Below are 17993 nucleotides of genomic sequence, written 5' to 3' on the forward strand. Positions count from 1 at the left end.
CACCCCATGCTGAACCTCCCCACCCAAGACGCCCGCCTCGAACCGTACCGCCTCACCGGCACTCCTCTCATCCCCCGGGCCCCTCGCACGCCGCTTACACGCACGGCCTTCGCCGCCGCCCACGTCGTCTCCGACCCATTGCGCGAACGCTCCCCCTGGGACACCCGCCCCGCCGTCGACTGGGACACTACCCTGAACTTCCGGACCCAACTCTGGGATCAGGGCCTCCACCTCGCCGAAGCGATGGACACCGCCCAACGCGGCATGGGCGTCGACTGGCCCACGGCCCTCGACCTCATCCAGCGCACCATGCGCGCTGCCAAGTCCCATTCGATGAACCCGCGCGTCGCTTGCGGGGCCGGGACAGACCACAAAAACCTCGCCGACCTCACCACCCCCGACGCTATCCTGTCGGCCTACACCGACCAGGCCGAAGCCATCGAGGCCGCCGGAGGCCAGCTCATCCTCATGGCCTCCCGCGCCTTTCCGGCGATCAAGGCCGCCGAAGACACTTACCGCAACGTCTACCGCCGCCTTATCGACGGAGCGAAAGACCCAGTCATCCTCCACTGGCTGGGCGACATGTTCGACCCCGCCCTCACCGGCTACTGGGGCAGCCCGGATGTCGCCAAAGCCTCCGACTTCGTCCTTTCCCTGATCGAAGAAAACCCCGCCAAGGTCGACGGCATCAAGATCTCGCTCCTCGACCAATCTCACGAGGAAGCCTTTCGCGCCCGGCTCCCCGCAGGGGTCCGCCTCTACACTGGCGACGACTTCAACTACGCGCCCCTGATCGAAGGCGACGACACCCGCTTTTCCCACGCGCTTCTCGGCATCTTCGCCGCCATCGCCCCCGCCGCCGCACAGGCCCTCGAAGCCCTCGCGCTGAATGACACCAGGACCTACCACAGCCTCCTCGCCCCCACAGTCCCCCTCAGCCGGGAAATCTTCCGCGCCCCCACGCGCTTCTACAAGGCGGGCATCGCGTTTCTGTCGTGGCTCAACGGCCACCAGAAACACTTCATCATGCCCGCAGGTTTCCAGTCCTCCCGCGACATCACCCACTACGCCCAGGTTGTCCGCCTTGCCGACCAGGCAGGCTTGCTTTCCAACCCCGATCTGGCACAAGCGCGGATGAAGACCCTCCTCACACTCCACGGGATCGACCAGGACTGATGGACAAACGGCCGACGATCATCGACGTGGCGACGCTTGCGGGCGTCTCCAAATCGACCGTCAGCCTGGTCCTGCAGCAAAGCCCCCTCGTCAAACAGGAAACACGCGAGGACGTCCGCCGCGCCATGGCGCAGCTTGGCTACGTCTACAATCGTGCCGCCGCCAACCTGCGGTCGTCAAACGCAGGCCTCATCGGCCTTGTCATCAACGACCTGCGGAACCCGTTCTTCACCGAATTCGCCACCTCGCTCCAGATGGCGCTGTCCGCACGAGGCTATGCCACGGTCATCGCCAACACCGATGAAGACCCCGCGCTCCAAGCCCAGGTCGTCGGTGCGATGCTCGAACACTCGGTCTCCGCGCTCATCGTCTCCCCCGCCTATGGGGCAGAGGCCGCTACCTTCGACGCCATCGCCCGCGCCAACGTGCCAGCCCTGCAAGTCCTGCGCCGCGTGGTCGAAGATACCACCCGTTTCCCCTTCGCCGCCCCCGACTACCCAACCGGGTCACGCCTTGCGACCGAGCATCTGCTGGCCCAAGGCGCCCACAAGATCGCCTTCGTCGGTGGTCTGGACGGACGGTCGGTCACGCAGGCGCGGATGTCCGGATACCAGGCCGCCCTCGCTGCCAAAAGATTGAAACCCTTGCATCTTCCGGGCCGCCCGGGCCGTGCTTTCGGGCGAGAGGCCGCCAATCAGCTGGCCCGCGACTACCCCGATGTCGATGGCGTCCTCTGCTTCAACGACCTCACCGCGCTCGGCCTTCTGACCGGCTGCACCGAACTTGGCCGCGCCGTCGGCACCACGCTGAAGGTCGTGGGCTTCGACGACATCGAGGATTGCGCCCAAGCCTTTCCGGCCCTGTCCTCGGTCCGCTGCGACATCGCGGGGTTCGGGCGGCAGATGGCCGAAACCGTGCTTGCCTGGCTTGAAGACAATCAACGCCCGGCCCCGGAAGTCGTGACCCCCGTCACCCTCGTCCCCCGCGCGTCGAGCCTTGGAGCATGATGACCGACCCAGCCACCTTCCTGCGCCAGCTTTTCGACCGCGCGGTCGAGGTCGCCGATCCCATGCGGTCGCTGGCTGGGTTCCTGCCCGAAAAACCAAAGGGTCGCATTCTGGTGATTGGTGCCGGAAAGGCCTCTGCCCGAATGGCCGAAGCAGTCGAAGCCGTCTGGGGGCCCTGTCAGGGTCTGGTCATCACCCGCTACGGTTATGCCCGCCCCTGCAAGGGGATTGAGATCGTCGAAGCCGCCCACCCGGTCCCCGACAAGGCCGGGGTCGATGCGACCAAGCGGATGCTCAAACTCCTGGATGGTCTCACCGAAGACGACACCGTGCTTGCCCTGATCTCGGGCGGGGCCTCGGCCCTGCTCTGCGCCCCGGCGGATGGCATGAGCCTTGCCGAAAAGCAGCAGGTCAATGCAGCACTTCTGGCCTCCGGAGCGCCCATCGTGGCGATGAACACGGTCCGCAAGCACCTGTCCCGCGTGAAGGGCGGCCAGCTTGCGGCGGCCACCTACCCGGCTCGACTGCTTGCCCTGATGATCTCCGACGTGCCCGGAGATGACCCGGCCTTCATCGGCTCGGGTCCCACGGTCGGAGACGCGACCAGCCCCAAGGACGCCCGGGCGATCCTCGACCGTTGGTCCATCCCCGTGCCGCCCTCCGCCCTTGCAGCGCTAAGCCGTTCTAAAGTTGTCCCGCCTGGCGACCCGCGCCTGTCGCGCACCGAAAACGTGATCTACGCCGCCCCGGCCCAGTCCCTCGCCGCCGCCGCCGAACTTGCCGCACAACTGGCCGAAATCCGCACCCTCGGCGACCGGATCGAGGGTGAAGCGCGCGCAGTCGCCCGCGATCAGGCTGCAGTCGCCAAGGACATAGCCGCCAGCCTGAAACCCGGCGACAAACCCGTCCTCCTGCTCTCCGGAGGCGAGTTGACCGTCACCCGCACCGGCGAAGGGGTAGGGGGTCCGAACGCCGAGTTTTGCCTCGCCCTCGCGCTGGCGCTTGGTGGCCACCCGCAAATTCACGCCATTGCCTGCGACACCGATGGCGTCGATGGGGCGGCCGAGGTTGCGGGCGCGCTGATCGGCCCGGACGCCCTGAAGACTCCCGGTGCGGCAGAGGCCTTGGACCGCAACGATGCGCACAGCTGGTTCGCAAAGGCGGGAAGTCAGGTGGTGACCGGCCCCACGCTGACCAACGTGAACGACTTCCGCGCGGTGCTTATCCTGCCGCCGAAGTGAGCGAATCCGGCCGTGGGCAAGGTGTTAAGAATCCCCTAATGCCTGCTACCAAGTAATTGATTTCATAAGAGGATCAGATTTTGTCCACCGTGGACATCTCCAACGACCCTAGCCCTTTTTGGATCCGCGCACCGGGGGCAAGGGCAGGGTGATCCGCACCGCCAGCCCCCCCAGCGCCGCACTGTCCTCCAGCGCCAGCGTCGCCCCATAGGCCTGCAGCAGATCGTTCGCGATGGCCAGCCCCAGCCCCGTCCCGGGCTTCGACGTGTCCAGCCGCGCGCCCGACCGCAGCGCCTCGGCCCGGTCCCCTGCGGGAATACCGGGTCCGTCATCCTCGACCACGACCTCGATCCCACCCTTCCGCTTGCGGGCCGTCAAGGACAGCCGAGACTTCCCCCACTTCAGCCCGTTGTCCAACAGGTTGCCCAGCACCTCCTCGATGTCCTGCGCATCCATCCGCACCATCAGACCCGGATCGCGGGCGACGGTGAAGGCCTTGCCCTCGCGCCCCGCCATCATCCCGAAGAGCCGCGCAAAGCGGTCGACCGAATGGGTCAGGTCGGTCCGCGCCTGCAGGCTGTCACCCGTGTTCGCCGTCCGCAGCCGCGCCAGCGACCGCGCCAGCTGCGCATCCACCCGGTCCAGCGCGTCCAGCGCCTTGCCCATGTCCTGCCCACCCTCGGCCAGCGTGACCAGCTCGTTCCGCAGGATCGCACTCGGGGTCTTCAAGGCATGCGCCAGGTCCGCCGCCTGCCGCCGCGACCGGCCCACGATGTCGCGGTTCCGCGCCAGGAGCGTGTTGATGTCCCCCACCAGAGGCGCGACCTCCTCGGGGTAATCCGCCTCGACCAGCGCCTCGTCAACGTCCCAGCGGTGCGCCACGTCCCGCCGCAGCCGGTCCAGCGGGCGCAGGATCGCCGCGGTCTGGACCAGCACGCTGGCCAACCCGATCACCGACACCAGCGCAAACGCCGCAATCAGGCTTTGCCGCAAATCACGCCGGTCGGCCTTAAGCTGCGCCAGGCTTTCCGCCACCGCCACCACCCAGACCGAGCCGTCCTCCAGCGTGATCTGCTGTTCCGCGACCCGCACCTCTTCCACATCCGGATTGATCCCATCCCGCAGCGCCAGCGTCGTCGCGGCTTCCTCGGCCCCCGGCAGGCTTGAACCCAGCAGCGACCCCGAGGCATAGGTCGCGCCCCCCGGTCCGCTGATCTGCCAGTAGCGCCCCGAGAACGGCGCCTGATAGGTCGGATCGAACAAGAGCTCGTCCAGCCGCCCCGGGTCATCCGCGGCATAGCTCAGCGCGACCACAACCTGCGTGTGACGTTCCGCCAGCGTCCGGTCGAACCGGTCCAAAGCCCGCTGGTTCAGGTAGGAATACAGAAGCAGGATCCCCACGCCCAGTGATACCAGTGCCGATAGCCCGCCACTGATCCAGGCCCTCTGCCGCAGGGACAGCATCAGGCGTGATCGATCATGTATCCGCGGCCGCGCATCGTCTGGATCAGATCCGCCCCAAGTTTCTTGCGCAGGCGATTGATGAAGACCGCAATCGTGTTCGAATCGCGGTCGCCGTCATATTCGTAGATGTGCTCCGACAGTTCCGTCCGCGAAATCAGCCGACCTGCGTTGTGGATCAGGTAGGACAGGACCGCCACCTCCTGCGAGGTCAGGTCAACTGGCACCCCATGAACCGTGGCCCGGCCAAGCCGCGTATCGAACAGCACGCCATCGCGCTGGAACAGCGGGTTTGCCAGACCCGAGCTGCGGCGCAGGCTGGCGCGCACCCGGGCGGCAAGTTCCGGCAGATGGAAGGGCTTGGTCAGGTAGTCGTCGGCACCGGCGTCCAGCCCCTCGACCCGGTCGGACCATCCATCCCGCGCCGTCAGGATCAGGACCGGGGTCGCAATCCCCTGGCTGCGCCATTCGCGCAGGACCGAAATTCCGTCGCGCTGCGGCAGGCCCAGGTCGAGGATGATCATGTCATAGGGTTCGGTCGCGCCCATGAAGCAGGCCTCCTGGCCGTCGTTGGCGACGTCCACGATCCGGCCCTCGGCCATCAGCACTTTCTTGATCTGGTCGCACAGGACCAGCTCGTCTTCAGCAAGGAGTATGCGCATGTCGACGAAGACTATACACCAAATTGGCAACAATTAAGGCGGCGTCAGTTCTTTCCGTTGCCACCGCCGTTCCCACCGCCATTTCCGCCACCACCGCCGTTGCCGCCCCCGCCGCCGCCACCGTTGCCGCCACCGTTGCCATTCCCGTTCCCGTTCCCATTCCCGTTGCCATTGCCGGCAACCTTGTCCTTCGCGGCAGCCTTGCCGCCCTTGGACTTGGATTTTTCCTTGGCGATCGCGGTCAGTTCCTTGCCGATGGCAGAACCTTTGGCCACCTGCTCGCCGGTCCTGGCGTCGATAATCACGCTGACAAGGCTGCCGTCCGGCATCTTCAGCACGATCCGGTAGAACACGCTGTCGGCCAGGAATGCACGCGCCTCGACCGGCTCTCCTCCGACCTGGCTGGTCACGATCTGAAGCACCTGCTTCAAGCTCAGCATGTCCTGTTCGCGGACGACACGACGCAAATCTGCCCCATCCAGCTCACGCAGGGTCGAGGCCTGACCCGCGCCGGACATGGCAAGGAGGGCAACACAAAAGAGAATACGTCTCAGATTCATGGGACCAGTCTATCCAATTCAAGGTGAACTCAAAATGAACATTCGGTTCGCGCCTCGTTAAACGCGGATGGTGTCTAGTTCTCTCGGAGGTTGCGCATCCGCCACCAGAATCGGTCGGAGCGTTGCGAACCGTCTGACTGCAACTGTCGCGGCCCGGACTCATCCGGCCGCCCCTATCAGGAAGGTTTCACCAATGACCAAACCAGCCATCCAGGTCCTACGGGCCTGCACACTGACCATCGCACTGCTTGGCTCGGTCGCCATTGTCTCTTCCGTCGCCATGCCGGACATGGCCTTTGCGAAATCGGGCAACGACAACGGGAATGGCGGAGGGAACGGTAACGGCGGCGGCAACGGGAACGGGAACGGGAACGGAAAAGCCAACGGTGGCGGGAACGGCAATGGCGGCGGAAAGTCCGTCGAGAAGTCGTCCACCAAGGCCAACACTGACTTCGCCAAGACTAAGAAGACCAAGGCCAAGAAGAAGGACATCCTGGACGAACTTGGCCTCAAGGCGTCTGATCTCGGTGCCCTCAACGCGGCCCGAGCCAACCCGAATGCCCTAAAGAATGCGGCTCCGAATTCGCGTGTCGGACGCATTGCGGCCTACCGTGATGCGGTGCTTGCAGGTCTCGAACTGGAAGCCGAGCTTGAGGAGAAGAGCGCTCTGCTCGAAGGGATGACGCCGCCTGATCGCCCGATTGCCGACATCGAGACCGAACTTGATGGCGTCCGGGACGATGTCGCGCTGAAGGCCGACGACGTTGCCCGGCTTGAAGCCGAACTGGCTGCGGCCGGTGGGGCGGACCCGGCGATCGAGGCTGATCTTGAAGCTGCGCGCATCGCGCTGGGGGAAGCGCAAGCAATGGAGGCCGAGCTCGCGGAAGAGCTTGCTGACGCGCAGGCCTATGCCGACCTGGAAGCAGAAGTTGCCGAACTGGAGACCAGGCTTGAAGAACAACCGGAGGCGGAGCGCTCGCTGCTGGAAGCGGCCGCCAACAAGCCGGTGACCGATGCCGTCGAGGCCGCAGTCAAGAAACTGCTCGGGCTGGAATAGTCCGGCCTTCGGGGCCGCGACCGGGACCTGTCGTCCGGTCGCGGCCTTTTTCGTTTCGCAAAGCTGGAGTCGACAGTCTTCGCGGCCTGGCAGATCGGGAAGCGCCGTGTCTGTAGACGACATCAGAAATCGAAAAGGCCGCCCCTGTTACCGGGCGGCCTTTTCTTGCCGAGTGTCGCGGAATCAGGCGACGAACGCCCGCTTTGCGATACGGTCCAGCACGGCGACAACATCCTCGACCGGCGGAAACCGCCGAACCTCGGATGCGAAAATCGGCGTTGGCATCTTGGGCGTGGACTTCAAGGAAATCCCGTCCACCGCACGAAGTTCGGCGGTCAGATACAACCGATTCTGGTCTGTCGTCGTGCTCAGCATGATCAACCCCCATTGATCGTGGCTGTCGACCGCTCTTCCCGGCGGATTGCGACTCGGCTTCGACTCACCTTGCACGAGAGTTGTTTAACCTGCCGCGAACCCGGCGTTCATTTTCGGTTCATTTTCGGGCGGATCCCATCGCTCAGTCTGCCCCGCTCCCGAAACCTGTCCGGATCTACGCGGACAAACATTCCGGTCAGGACCATTACCAGTCCGTTAACGCCATCGGCCAAGCCCTTGATTTCACGCCGAACGGACCGCTGTCCACGCTGGCCGCCGCCCCTGCTGGAGTTTTCCTCCCACCTGTGCGATACCCCCCGCCCATGCTCAACCCAGACGCCCACCGCCTCTCCGTCGCCCCGATGATGGATTGGACCGACCGGCACTGCCGCGTCTTTCACCGCCAGATGACCCGGCGGGCGATGCTCTACACCGAAATGGTGACCGCCCCCGCCATCGTCCACGGCCCGAAACCGCGGCTGCTGGACTACTCGGACGCAGAGCATCCCGTCGCGCTGCAGCTTGGCGGTTCCGACCCGCGCGAGCTGGCCGAGGCCGTCCGAATTGCCCGGCCCTGGGGCTACGACGAGATCAACCTGAACTGCGGCTGTCCCTCGGACCGTGTCCAGTCGGGCTGCTTCGGCGCGGTCCTGATGGAGCGTCCGTCCCTGGTCGCCGACTGCGTCCGCGCCATGCGGGGCGAAACTGATGTCCCCGTCACCGTCAAATGCCGGATCGGCGTTGATGAGCAGGACCCGGAAACCGTCCTGCCGCAGTTCATCGAGATGTTAGCCGGGGCAGGGGTCCGGCACATCATCATCCATGCCCGCAAGGCCTGGCTACAGGGTCTCTCCCCCAAGGAGAACCGCGAGATTCCGCCGCTGGACCATGACCTCGTCGTCCGGATGAAGCAGCGCTTCCCTGACCTGACGATCTGCATCAATGGTGGGATCACGAACCTTGCCCAGGTCCGCGACCTGCTGGACCAGGGTCTGGACGGGGTGATGATCGGCCGCGCCGCCTATCATGATCCGGCCTCGGTCCTGATCGGCGCCGATGCGCTCTGGGGCGACAGCTTCGCCCCCGACCCTTTCGAGGTCGCGGATGCCATGCGTCCCTACATCACCGCGCATCTGGCCGATGGTGGTCGCCTGCACCAGATCACCCGGCACATGCTGGGCCTGTTCACCGGACGTCCGGGGGCACGGGGCTGGCGGCGGGTCCTGTCGGAACGCGCCAGCCGGGACGGGGCCGGGCTCGACGTGCTGGACGCGGCCCTCGCCGAGGTTCAGGCCAGGGCCGCCTGACGCGGGATCATCCGCGACAGGACCAGCGCGATCAGCCCGCAAGCCGCAATCGCCCCCAGCATCGGCGTGACTGTTCCGTCCAGGAACGGCCCCGCCGCCGCGACCAGCGCGCCCGCTGCCACCATCTGCATCGTGCCCCCCAGCGACGAGGCAAGGCCCGCGATGTCGCCGTGCTCCTCCAACGCCTGCACCTGCGCCGTTGGCAGGATCACGCCCAGGAAGATGTTGCCCACGAACAGTGTGCTCATCGTCACCGGAAGGCTGGCCAGACCCGCCAGTGCCATCGCGAAGCCCGCGAAGGTCGCCAGCGCAAAGCCAACCGTCGCCCCGGCGATCATCCGCATCGTCCCCAGTCGCTGCGACAGGGTCGAGGCGAATTGCGACGCAGCAAAGAAGCCGATCGCGTTGACCGCGAAGGCGAAGGAGAACTGGGTCGGCGACAGGCCGAACTCCTGACGGTAGACGAAGGAAGCGCTGGCGATGAAGACGAAGAAGCTGGCGAAGGCAAAGCCTGCCAGGAAAGTCATCACCATGAAACCGCGGTCGGCCAGAAGCACCCTGGTACCGGCCAGCGTGCTGGCCAGATCGAACCGCTGCCGGTTGCCGTCAGTCAATGTCTCCGGCAGGGCGAAGTGGATCAGGAAGAAACTCAGGATCGCCGCGACGAGCAGCGCCCAGAAGATCAGCCGCCAATCGCCGAACGCCAGCAGACCGGCCCCCGACAAGGGCGCAAGCAGGGGCGAGACCGCGATCACGATCATGATCGTCGACATCATCCGCGTCGCCTGCGGCCCGGTGGCAAGGTCGCGGATCACCGCCCGCAACACCACCATGTTCGCCGCCCCGCCCAGACCCTGCACCATCCGCCCGGCGATCAGCCATTCGATCGAGGGTGCCACCGCGCAGATCACGGTCCCGGCGATGAACAGTGCCAGCCCGGCGTAAAGCGGCGGTTTCCGCCCGGCCTGGTCGGCCCAGGGCCCATAGGCCAGCTGCGCAAGGCCGAAAGTGATGAAATACCCCACGATGGTCCACTGCACTGCCTGCTGGTCCGTACCGAGGTCGCGTCCGATCTCGGGCATCGCGGGCAGATACATGTCGATGGCAAAGGGCCCGACCGCAGCCACAAGTCCCAGAATCACGGACATGAGGGTCAGGGAAAGGGTGCGTTGCATGACGGCTCTCCTGAAACAGACCGGCTGCATACCACTTGGTATCTATAGGCGCCAGCCCCCGATCATGGCCTTGCTCAGGACGGGTCTGGCTGCCGTGTTGGAGGTCAGCGGGCGCGCAAGTAGACCTGGCACATCGAGCACAGTTCTCCTTTCAGATGCGCCACTTCGGCAGGCGACAGCCCGCGTTCGAAGGCATTGCGCACCGTGCCGAAGATCACGGTGACCAGGGTCAAGGCCAGAGGTGTGGCTTCTCGCCCGGCAAGGTCGGGCGCACTCGCCAGCATCGCCTGCGTCGCGGTGTCCACGCGTTCGGCAAAGGCTTCGATCAGAGACGAGTTGTCCAATTCGGCGACGGACCGATAGAGCGCGCGCGTCACATCTGCCCGTTCGGTCTTTGCCTGCCAGTAGCAGTCGATCAGGGCCGCGACCATCGCCTCGGCGCGGCTCCCTGCCATGTTCCGGCAAACCGTTTCTATCCGCTCGGCCAGGGCATCCAGGTAGCGCGCATTGAGGGCAAAGATCAGCGCCTCCTTGTTGGGGAAGTACTGGTACATCGTCCCGACCGAGACCCCGGCCCGATGGGCAACCCGCGTCGTCGTCAGGCGGCGCGGCCCGTCGGTCAGCAAAAGCTGAAGGGTCGCCTCGAAAATCGCATCGACCGTCACCTTTGCGCGGGCCTGACGCGGTTCTTTTCTTGGTTTTGGCGGGGCCTTTTCCGTCGGTGCCAAATGCGAATCCTCAAACTGAAGCTTCCTTCATATCTGTAACGGGCACTTGGAACCAACGAAAGGATCACTCCATGAGCCAGGAACGCATCGCGCTTGTCACCGGCGCGAACAAGGGGATCGGGTTCGAGATCGCCCGCCAGCTTGCCGAGGCGGGTGTTCGCATCTTCCTCGGGTCCCGCGACGCGGCGCGGGGCCAAACTGCAGCCGATCAGCTTGCCGCGAAGGGCCTGAAAGTGCAGGCAATTCCGCTTGACCTGACCAACGGCGCCAGCATTGAGGCTGCTGCGGCGCACATCGCCCACCAGCACGACCGGCTGGACATCCTCGTCAACAATGCCGGGATCTTCGACTTCTCCGACGGCGCACCGGGCAAGGCATCGATTGATGCGGTCCGGCGGGTGGTGGAGGTCAACTTCATCGGCGCGCTCGCCGTCACCCAGGCCGTCCTGCCGCTGTTGCGTGCGGCCCCGTCGGGGCGGATCGTGAACCTTGCCTCCTCGCTTGGCTCCCTGACCCTGAACGCCGATCCGTCCTCGACCTACTATGCGCAACGCTACATCGGCTACAACGCCTCGAAGGCGGCGCTGAACATGCTGACCATCCAGCTTGCGCAGGAGTTGCGGGATACGCGCGTCACCGCACATTCGGTCAGTCCGGGCTTCGTGAAGACCGACCTCACGGGTTATGGGACGATGACTCCGGAGGAAGGGGCACGGTTACCGGTGCAGTATGCGCTGGGTGACATGCCATCGGGTCAGTTCGTCGAAACCGATGGCGCGACACCCTGGTGATGAAAAAGCCGTCACCTCTGGCGGCGGCGACGACCCCGGGCTATGTCGGGGAGACGTGACCCAGGGTGATACATGCCGGAACTTTCCGTCCTTCTGCCGATGCTGGTGGCGCTGATCGTGATCGGCGCTTTCGCCGGGGTGATCGGTGGCCTTCTCGGCGTAGGCGGGGGCATCGTGCTGGTCCCCGCCTTCTTCTATGCCTTCGACCACCTTGGCTATGGTGGGAACCGGCTGATGCAGGTCTGCGTCGCGACCTCGATGGCCACCATCGTCATCACGTCCTTGCGGTCGGTCTCGGCGCATAACCGCAAGGGCGCGGTCGACTGGGAGGTGCTGAAGACCTGGGGTCCGACCCTGGTGATTTCGGCCGCCATCGGCACCTTCGTGGCGGGACAGGTGTCCTCGATGACACTGCAGGCCGTGTTCGGAACCCTCGCCGGTCTTGCCGGTCTCTGGATGGCCTTCGGTCGCGACCACTGGCGCCTGGGGGACGCGATGCCCGGCCAGCCCGTCCGCAGCGGCCTGGCCGGGGCGGTCGGGTTCTTCTCGGCGATGATGGGGATCGGCGGCGGCACTTTCGGCGTCCCCCTGATGACGCTTTATGCGATGCCGATCCATCGGGCCGTCGCCACCGCCTCGGGCTTCGGCATCCTGATCGCGGTTCCGGCGGTCCTGGGCTTCCTGCTGCTTCCCGTAGCAGGCGCGCCGCCCTACACGGTGGGGGCGATCAACCTTCCGGCCTTTCTTGTGGTCATCGGCACCACCTTGTTGACCACGCCGCTGGGCGTGCGTCTGGCCCATGCGATGAACCCGAAACCGCTGAAGCGCGCCTTCGCGATCTTCCTGACCCTGGTTGCGCTGAACATGCTGCGCAAGGTTCTGGGGTGGTAGGGCAGGGCTGGCAGAGGATCGGGCCAGACCCGGCCATCGCCGCCTGGGCCGACGCAGCCCGGCAAGCCGCCCTCGCCACCCTCGCCACGACGGCGGAACCCTGGCGTTGCGGAGGCACCTGGTTCGTCGGCGTCGATGCGTTGCCCAACGGCCCGGACGGCAGGATCAATGGCACGCCCTTCCCCTGGGGCGCTCTACCGCTTTCGCCCGAGCCTTTGCACAAGGCTCAGCTTTCCGTCATCCGCCCCGGCTACCCGCAACCCTCGCCTGAGGAAACCTCCGCCGCCTTCGCCTTCCGCCGCGACCGGGATGCCGCCCACCTTGACGGCCTTCTTCCCATCGGCCCGGAAAAGCGGCGCATGGTCAAAGAGCCCCACGCCTGGATCCTCGGCCTGCCCCTGAATGACACCCAAGCCTCGCCTCTGACGGTCTGGGAGGGCAGCCACGAAATCCTTCGCACAGCGCTTCTGAAGGCCCTCGAACCCCTCCCGCCCGAAACCTGGGGCGACATCGACATCACCGAAGCCTACCAGCAGGCCCGCCGCGACATCTTCGCGACCTGCCGCCGGATCGAATTGGCCGCGAAACCCGGCGAGGCCACGCTCTTGCACCGTCTCACGCTCCACGGCGTTGCTGCCTGGAAACCGGGGGACAGCGCGCCCCCGGAAGGCCGGATGATCGCCTACCTCCGCCCGCAGCTCGCGACCATTCACCAGTGGCTCACCGCCCCCTGATTTGCCCATTCCCAAATACTCTCGGGGGTCCGGGGGGCGAAGCGCCCCCGGCGGAAGACAAGCGGGCGAAGTCCCGCGCAGGCGCCCTATAGGAACGTGCCGAAGGTACTCAATTTCACGAGCGTTCCAGCCGAGCCATCCGACCGCCCCGGCGCTTCTGCAGACGCGGGGCGCGCTCCGGAAGCTCGGCCATTACCACGGCCCGTTCCTCGTGGGTCATCCGGGACCAGCCGGAAATCTCGTCGATTGACCGGAAGCAGCCGACACAGATGCGTTCCTCGGGGTGGACGACGCAGAGCTTGACGCAAGGCGAGGCGATCTCGTCGCGCTTCCAGACATCGTCCTTCACAGACTTACCCTCGCCCAAGATGCGCCATCCGGTCCAGCGCGCCTTGCAGGATATAGCCCGCAGCCACCTGGTCGATAACCTCTTTCCGACGCTTTCTCGACGTATCCGCCTCAAGCAGTGCCCTTTCTGCCGCAACCGTGGACAGACGCTCATCCCAATAGCAGATCGGCAAGGCTGTCAGCTTTTCCAGATTGCGCGCAAAGGCCTGGGTCGCCTGCACCCGCGGCCCGACCGAGCCATCCATGTTCAAAGGCAACCCCAGCACGATGCCCGCCGCCCCCCGCGTGTCCAGAAGCGTCAGAAGTCGGCCCGCGTCGATGGTGAACTTCTCACGCCGGATCACCTCGGTGGGCGTCGCGACCTGTCGCCGCAGATCGGACAGGGCGACACCGATGGTCTTGTCGCCCAGATCAAGCCCCGCAATCGCCCGGTTCGGGGGCAGGGCGGCCAGGAAGTCCTCGACACCGGCACAGATCACGGGTTCAGCCCGCTTTCCACCGCCGCAAGCCGCAGGAAGGACAACTCGGCCGGGCGCCCCTCGAACTTGGTCTTCGCCTCGTCATAGATCGTTTGCGCCTCTGGCAAGCGTTCCAGCACCGCCAACGACCGGATCAGCCGGTTCCAGTCCTCGACCGAGCCGCCCTCGGTCGCAAGCCGGTCGGACAGTTGCGCCACCATGCCCTCGATCATCGCCTGCCGGTCCTCAGGGCTCATATCGCCCGCTGCCGCCATATCCTCTGCCGTCGGCCCATTCTGTCCGGCCGCTTCGGGCGGGGCATAGCGGATGCCGGCCAGTTCGGCCACATCCCCGATGCGTTCGCGGATCGAGGCCGTCCAGGGCGCATCCGGCGTGCCGCCTTCCAGCAACGGCCGCCAGAAGCGGAAGGCCTGGTCGAAGCGACCGCCCTGCAGGAACATCTCGCCCACCAGATAGCGGGCCAGTTCGTTCGACATGTCCGCCTGCAGGCTGGCCCGCAGCGCCGCCTCGGCCTCGGGCGAGACATAGCCGCCCGCCTCGGCCACCAGCACCAGCGCCAGGTTGGCATGATCGACCGACCCGGCCTTGTCGCCCAACACCGCCAGAAGCCGTTCCTGCACCCGGATCGCCTCTTGCGGCTTGCCAGCCTCGAAGGCAGTGCGGAACCGGCTGCGCAGCATCTCGGGGTCGGTCACCTGTGCAAGCTCGGCCGCGAGGCGCTCATCCAGTGCCGGAATGCGCGCGCGGCCCAGAGTCTGCAACTCGGCCTCCTGCGACGGGCGGCCAGCGATGCCCGCATCAAGGGCCGCCAGCCGGGGCTGCAGCGCCATGTCAGGATAGCCCGGTGCGCCAAGCGCCCAGTAGGCGGCCAGCGCGCCCGGCAGCGTCACGGCGACGATCAGCGCGGGGACCGTGGCCAGGCGGCTGCCCGCACCAGCGACCTTCGCCTCTGCGCTGCGTGCGCGGTCCGCATCCAGCACCCGCTTGCCGATCTCGGCCCGCAGCCGGGCGGCCTCGTCCGGACCGATCGTCCCGCGCTCCAGGTCGCGGTCCACTTCGGCCAGCTGGTCACGGTAGACCGACAGGTCGGCATTCGGCGCCGCGCCCGCGACCGGTGACCGCCGCAGCGCCCCGATCAGCACCGATGCGACAAGTGCCGCCAGTGCCGCCGCCACCGCCCAGAACAGTCCGCCTGACATCGCCTGCTTCGAACCCCCGTAAGTCCGCCCCGACATAGTCGTTTCACCGCGCCCAAGAAAGGGGCATTCGGCCGCAGCACCAGACCGTGATGGCCTGCCCGCGGCACCCCGAGCGACCATGTCGCAATTTTCCCGATTGTGCCGCAGGTGGGTGTGGCTATATCCCACATCTCATCCAAGACATGTCTGCCGGATCCGTCTGGCAGCCCCCGTCCGACAAGAGGCCCCGATGAAGCGCTATTCGGTCTTTGCCATCGCCCGCGAGGCAGTCCGCTACCACATGGGCTGGGAACGCGCCTGGGCCTCGCCCGAGCCGAAAGCGTCCTATGACGCGATCATCGTGGGGGCAGGGGGCCATGGCCTGGCCACGGCCTACTACCTTGGCAAGAACTTCGGTATCACCAACGTCGCCATCATCGAAAAGGGCTGGCTGGGTGGCGGCAATACGGGCCGGAACACCACGATCATCCGCTCGAACTACCTGCAGGACCCGTCAGCCGCGATCTATGAAAAGGCCCGGTCGCTGTATGAAACGCTGTCGCAGGACCTGAACTACAACGTCATGTTCTCTCCGCGCGGCGTAATGATGCTGGCCCAGACCCATCACGAGGTGCGCGGCTACCTGCGCACCGCCCATGCCAACGCCCTGCAGGGCGTGCAGACCGAATTCATCAGCCGCGAGAGGGTGAAGGAACTCTGCCCGATCCTGAACATCGACGGCCCGCGCTACCCCGTCCTCGGTGCCCTCTGGCAGCCGCGCGGTGGTACCGGACGGCACGACGCAGTCGCCTGGGGCTATGCCCGCGCCTGTTCGGCGATGGGGATGCACGTCATTCAGAACTGCGAAGTCAAAGGGGTGCGGTCGGAGAACGGCCAGGTCACCGGGGTCGAGACCACCAAAGGTTTCATCGGCACGAAGAAACTGGGGATGGTCGTCGCCGGCCACTCGGGCCAACTGGCCGAAATGGCGGGCTTCCGCCTGCCGATCGAGGCCGTGGCGCTTCAGGCCCTCGTCTCGGAACCGATCAAGCCCTGCATGGACGTCGTGGTGATGGCCAACACCGTCCACGGCTACATGTCGCAATCCGACAAGGGCGAGATGGTGATCGGCGGCGGCACCGACGGGTTCAACAACTACACCCAGCGCGGGTCTTTCCACCACATCGAGGAGACGCTCCGCGCCCTGGTCGAAACCTTCCCGATCATCTCGCGCCTCAAGATGCTCCGCCAGTGGGGCGGGATCGTCGACATGACCGGCGACCGCTCGCCCATCATCTCGAAGACCCCCTTGGGCAACTGCTTCATCAACTGCGGCTGGGGCACCGGCGGGTTCAAGGCGATCCCCGGCTCGGGCTGGGCGATGGCGGAACTGATGGCCAAGGGCGAACCGGGCCCGCTTGCCGAAGACTTCAACATGTGGCGGTTCAAGGACGGCCAGTTCATCGACGAATCCGTAGCCGCCGGGGTGGCGCACTGATGCACCCGCGTCGGCGAAATCCTGCCGTGCCTCCAGCGGGTCGGAACCCGCTGCGGATGCCCGGCGTTTCCATGCCAGTTCAACATTGCATGGAGACACTCCAATGGCCGATCAGGAAAGCTACAAGCAGGACACCTACAAGACCAATGTGCGCGAAATCCGCACGACCGAAAGCTCGGGCAGCGGCATGGCGCTTATCGTCGGCGGCCTTGTCGTCGCGGTTGCCTTCGTCATCTGGCTGGTCTTCGGCGGGACGGAACCGGTCGCAACGACCGTCCCTGCTTCCGACACCACCAATGTCACCGTCGAGGCCCCGGCCGCGCCGGCTGACACCACGACCAACGTCACCATCGACCCGGCGCCCGAAGTGGCCGATCCAGTCGCCCCGGCTGACGGCGCCGAGCCTGCTCCCGAAGCCACTCCGGCTCCTGCCACCGAATAACGCGGCAGTTCCGCGAGACCTGACTTCGACTGGCGCGTGCCTTCGGGTGCGCGCCAGCGCATGTTCCGGCATTCCGGTTCCAGGGGACCTGCCATGATCCGCGATCTCGGCCCCTATGTCCCCAAGCGATCCTACAAGCTGAACCCGCCGATCCTGGCGATGCTGCTGAACGCCGTCCATGACCGGCACGAGGGCCGCGTCTTCGTGCTGCAAGTGGGGGCGGGCAACGGCGAAACCGGCCTGCCGCTGTTGTCGCGCTTCCGCGATGACGGCTGGTCGGGCCTGCTGATTGAGCCCCTGCCGCAGAACTTTGCCCAGCTGGAAGCCCTGTATCACGACAGCGACCGGGTTGCGATCCTGAACCTGGGCATTTCCGATGTCTCGGCAAATCTGCAGATCCATTCCCTTACCCCCGAGGCCGAGGCCCGCAACCGCCGCGGTCCCCGGGGGCGGGCCTCGCTGCACCGCGACCGCATCGCCCGTCCCGGTGTTGCGGACGAAGATGTGCAAGAGGCGGAGGTTCCCGTCCTGCGCATGGACATCGTCCTGGAAGAGCTGGGCATCGACACGGTCCAGCTTCTGGTCATTAATGCGGGCGGGCATGAGGAACAGGTGCTTGCAGGCTGCGATCTTGCTGCGCTCGACCCCTCGCTGATCTTCCTGCACACCGCGCCCGACAGCCCGGCCGAGGCCAACCTGATCGCCACCCTGACCGCTGCGGGCTTCATTCCCTTTCTTGTCGCAGGCTGGCTCGTCGGCCTCGCCCCCGGTCGCCTTGCCGTGCCGCTGGAAGAGCTTCTGACCTTCTTCAACAGGGGCATCGGCGCCCGGCAGGAAGACGAAGAATGACACGCACCTCCCTTCAGTTTCCGGAACCCTCGCA

Annotated in this window: 20 protein-coding genes; 11 read left to right on the forward strand and 9 right to left on the reverse strand. The window is 65.9% G+C overall.

Annotated elements, in window-relative coordinates:
- The first annotated feature begins 6 nt into the window (after positions 1-6).
- From E8M84_RS19610 to E8M84_RS19620, 3 genes are read left to right on the forward strand one after another with little or no spacing between them, the layout of a single operon-like run.
- Positions 7-1176 (forward strand): dihydrodipicolinate synthase family protein, encoded by a 1170-nt coding sequence (locus E8M84_RS19610; RefSeq protein ID WP_137112937.1) that lies wholly within the window; start codon positions 7-9, stop codon positions 1174-1176.
- Positions 1176-2183, forward strand: a complete 1008-nt coding sequence (locus tag E8M84_RS19615; RefSeq protein ID WP_137112938.1) for a LacI family DNA-binding transcriptional regulator — start codon at positions 1176-1178, stop codon at positions 2181-2183. Before E8M84_RS19610 ends, E8M84_RS19615 begins: the two co-directional genes overlap by 1 nt.
- Positions 2183-3424 carry a glycerate kinase gene (locus E8M84_RS19620; protein WP_170972010.1) on the forward strand — a complete coding sequence of 414 codons (1242 nt, stop codon included), beginning with the start codon at positions 2183-2185 and terminating at the stop codon, positions 3422-3424. The genes E8M84_RS19615 and E8M84_RS19620 overlap by 1 nt, the downstream gene beginning before the upstream one ends.
- A 108-nt stretch (positions 3425-3532) precedes the next feature.
- On the opposite strand, the gene E8M84_RS19625 is transcribed toward E8M84_RS19620, so the two are convergent.
- From E8M84_RS19625 to E8M84_RS21585, 3 genes are read right to left on the reverse strand one after another with little or no spacing between them, the layout of a single operon-like run.
- Positions 3533-4888 (reverse strand): sensor histidine kinase, encoded by a 1356-nt coding sequence (locus tag E8M84_RS19625; protein WP_137112940.1) that lies wholly within the window; start codon positions 4886-4888, stop codon positions 3533-3535.
- Positions 4888-5547, reverse strand: a complete 660-nt coding sequence (locus E8M84_RS19630) for a response regulator transcription factor (protein WP_137112941.1) — start codon at positions 5545-5547, stop codon at positions 4888-4890. Before E8M84_RS19630 ends, E8M84_RS19625 begins: the two co-directional genes overlap by 1 nt.
- A 44-nt stretch (positions 5548-5591) precedes the next feature.
- Positions 5592-6065 carry a PepSY domain-containing protein gene (locus E8M84_RS21585; RefSeq protein WP_170972003.1) on the reverse strand — a complete coding sequence of 158 codons (474 nt, stop codon included), beginning with the start codon at positions 6063-6065 and terminating at the stop codon, positions 5592-5594.
- A 235-nt stretch (positions 6066-6300) separates the two neighbouring features.
- On the opposite strand from E8M84_RS21585, the gene E8M84_RS21625 reads away from it, so the two are divergent.
- Positions 6301-7164, forward strand: a complete 864-nt coding sequence (locus tag E8M84_RS21625) for a hypothetical protein (protein WP_205914645.1) — start codon at positions 6301-6303, stop codon at positions 7162-7164.
- Positions 7165-7347: 183 nt separating this feature from the next.
- Here E8M84_RS21625 and E8M84_RS19645 read toward each other — a convergent pair whose 3' ends face one another.
- Positions 7348-7539: a hypothetical protein gene (locus tag E8M84_RS19645; protein ID WP_137112943.1), complete on the reverse strand. Its 192-nt coding sequence runs from the start codon at positions 7537-7539 to the stop codon at positions 7348-7350.
- A gap of 323 nt (positions 7540-7862) precedes the next feature.
- On the opposite strand from E8M84_RS19645, the gene dusA reads away from it, so the two are divergent.
- A complete protein-coding gene (dusA, locus tag E8M84_RS19650) occupies positions 7863-8846 on the forward strand; it encodes a tRNA dihydrouridine(20/20a) synthase DusA (RefSeq protein ID WP_137112944.1) in 984 nt (327 codons plus the stop codon).
- Here dusA and E8M84_RS19655 read toward each other — a convergent pair.
- A complete protein-coding gene (locus tag E8M84_RS19655) occupies positions 8828-10021 on the reverse strand; it encodes a multidrug effflux MFS transporter (protein ID WP_137112945.1) in 1194 nt (397 codons plus the stop codon). The two genes, dusA and E8M84_RS19655, sit on opposite strands and share 19 nt — an antisense overlap.
- A gap of 104 nt (positions 10022-10125) precedes the next feature.
- Positions 10126-10686 (reverse strand): TetR/AcrR family transcriptional regulator, encoded by a 561-nt coding sequence (locus E8M84_RS19660; RefSeq protein WP_240790459.1) that lies wholly within the window; start codon positions 10684-10686, stop codon positions 10126-10128.
- Positions 10687-10820: 134 nt separating this feature from the next.
- Between E8M84_RS19660 and E8M84_RS19665 the strand changes: the two genes are divergently transcribed.
- From E8M84_RS19665 to E8M84_RS19675, 3 genes are all read left to right on the forward strand, one after another.
- Complete coding sequence (locus tag E8M84_RS19665; protein WP_137112947.1) at positions 10821-11540, forward strand: SDR family oxidoreductase; 720 nt, start codon at positions 10821-10823, stop codon at positions 11538-11540.
- A gap of 72 nt (positions 11541-11612) precedes the next feature.
- Positions 11613-12431, forward strand: a complete 819-nt coding sequence (locus E8M84_RS19670) for a sulfite exporter TauE/SafE family protein (RefSeq protein ID WP_137112948.1) — start codon at positions 11613-11615, stop codon at positions 12429-12431.
- Positions 12425-13165, forward strand: coding sequence for a hypothetical protein (locus E8M84_RS19675; protein WP_137112949.1), 741 nt, complete (start codon positions 12425-12427; stop codon positions 13163-13165). The genes E8M84_RS19670 and E8M84_RS19675 overlap by 7 nt, the downstream gene beginning before the upstream one ends.
- A 115-nt stretch (positions 13166-13280) precedes the next feature.
- Here E8M84_RS19675 and E8M84_RS19680 read toward each other — a convergent pair whose 3' ends face one another.
- The 3 genes from E8M84_RS19680 to ccmI are packed head-to-tail and all read right to left on the reverse strand — an operon-like array spanning position 13281 to position 15191.
- A complete protein-coding gene (locus tag E8M84_RS19680; protein ID WP_137112950.1) occupies positions 13281-13514 on the reverse strand; it encodes a DUF1289 domain-containing protein in 234 nt (77 codons plus the stop codon).
- Between the two features lie 4 nt (positions 13515-13518).
- Positions 13519-13992 (reverse strand): Holliday junction resolvase RuvX, encoded by a 474-nt coding sequence (gene ruvX, locus E8M84_RS19685; RefSeq protein WP_137112951.1) that lies wholly within the window; start codon positions 13990-13992, stop codon positions 13519-13521.
- Positions 13989-15191 (reverse strand): c-type cytochrome biogenesis protein CcmI, encoded by a 1203-nt coding sequence (ccmI, locus tag E8M84_RS19690; RefSeq protein WP_170972011.1) that lies wholly within the window; start codon positions 15189-15191, stop codon positions 13989-13991. Before ccmI ends, ruvX begins: the two co-directional genes overlap by 4 nt.
- A gap of 229 nt (positions 15192-15420) precedes the next feature.
- On the opposite strand from ccmI, the gene E8M84_RS19695 reads away from it, so the two are divergent.
- The 3 genes from E8M84_RS19695 (at position 15421) to E8M84_RS19705 (ending at position 17959) form a co-directional block, all read left to right on the forward strand.
- Positions 15421-16668 (forward strand): sarcosine oxidase subunit beta family protein, encoded by a 1248-nt coding sequence (locus tag E8M84_RS19695; protein WP_137112953.1) that lies wholly within the window; start codon positions 15421-15423, stop codon positions 16666-16668.
- Between the two features lie 103 nt (positions 16669-16771).
- Entirely contained in the window at positions 16772-17110 is a 339-nt protein-coding gene (locus tag E8M84_RS19700) for a hypothetical protein (protein ID WP_137112954.1), read from the forward strand.
- A gap of 93 nt (positions 17111-17203) precedes the next feature.
- Complete coding sequence (locus tag E8M84_RS19705) at positions 17204-17959, forward strand: FkbM family methyltransferase (protein ID WP_170972012.1); 756 nt, start codon at positions 17204-17206, stop codon at positions 17957-17959.
- The last annotated feature ends 34 nt before the right edge of the window (positions 17960-17993 follow it).

Source organism: Rhodobacter sp. SY28-1, from assembly GCF_005222785.1.
Taxonomy (GTDB): domain Bacteria; phylum Pseudomonadota; class Alphaproteobacteria; order Rhodobacterales; family Rhodobacteraceae; genus Tabrizicola.

Coding starts and splice junctions, on each gene's coding strand:
- E8M84_RS19610 (WP_137112937.1), top strand. CDS start 7: ATGCTGAACCTCCCCACCCAAGACGCCCGCCTCGAACCGTACCGCCTC.
- E8M84_RS19615 (WP_137112938.1), top strand. CDS start 1,176: ATGGACAAACGGCCGACGATCATCGACGTGGCGACGCTTGCGGGCGTC.
- E8M84_RS19620 (WP_170972010.1), top strand. CDS start 2,183: ATGACCGACCCAGCCACCTTCCTGCGCCAGCTTTTCGACCGCGCGGTC.
- E8M84_RS19625 (WP_137112940.1), bottom strand. CDS start 4,888: ATGCTGTCCCTGCGGCAGAGGGCCTGGATCAGTGGCGGGCTATCGGCA.
- E8M84_RS19630 (WP_137112941.1), bottom strand. CDS start 5,547: ATGCGCATACTCCTTGCTGAAGACGAGCTGGTCCTGTGCGACCAGATC.
- E8M84_RS21585 (WP_170972003.1), bottom strand. CDS start 6,065: ATGTCCGGCGCGGGTCAGGCCTCGACCCTGCGTGAGCTGGATGGGGCA.
- E8M84_RS21625 (WP_205914645.1), top strand. CDS start 6,301: ATGACCAAACCAGCCATCCAGGTCCTACGGGCCTGCACACTGACCATC.
- E8M84_RS19645 (WP_137112943.1), bottom strand. CDS start 7,539: ATGCTGAGCACGACGACAGACCAGAATCGGTTGTATCTGACCGCCGAA.
- dusA (WP_137112944.1), top strand. CDS start 7,863: ATGCTCAACCCAGACGCCCACCGCCTCTCCGTCGCCCCGATGATGGAT.
- E8M84_RS19655 (WP_137112945.1), bottom strand. CDS start 10,021: ATGCAACGCACCCTTTCCCTGACCCTCATGTCCGTGATTCTGGGACTT.
- E8M84_RS19665 (WP_137112947.1), top strand. CDS start 10,821: ATGAGCCAGGAACGCATCGCGCTTGTCACCGGCGCGAACAAGGGGATC.
- E8M84_RS19670 (WP_137112948.1), top strand. CDS start 11,613: ATGCCGGAACTTTCCGTCCTTCTGCCGATGCTGGTGGCGCTGATCGTG.
- ccmI (WP_170972011.1), bottom strand. CDS start 15,191: ATGTCAGGCGGACTGTTCTGGGCGGTGGCGGCGGCACTGGCGGCACTT.
- E8M84_RS19695 (WP_137112953.1), top strand. CDS start 15,421: ATGAAGCGCTATTCGGTCTTTGCCATCGCCCGCGAGGCAGTCCGCTAC.
- E8M84_RS19700 (WP_137112954.1), top strand. CDS start 16,772: ATGGCCGATCAGGAAAGCTACAAGCAGGACACCTACAAGACCAATGTG.
- E8M84_RS19705 (WP_170972012.1), top strand. CDS start 17,204: ATGATCCGCGATCTCGGCCCCTATGTCCCCAAGCGATCCTACAAGCTG.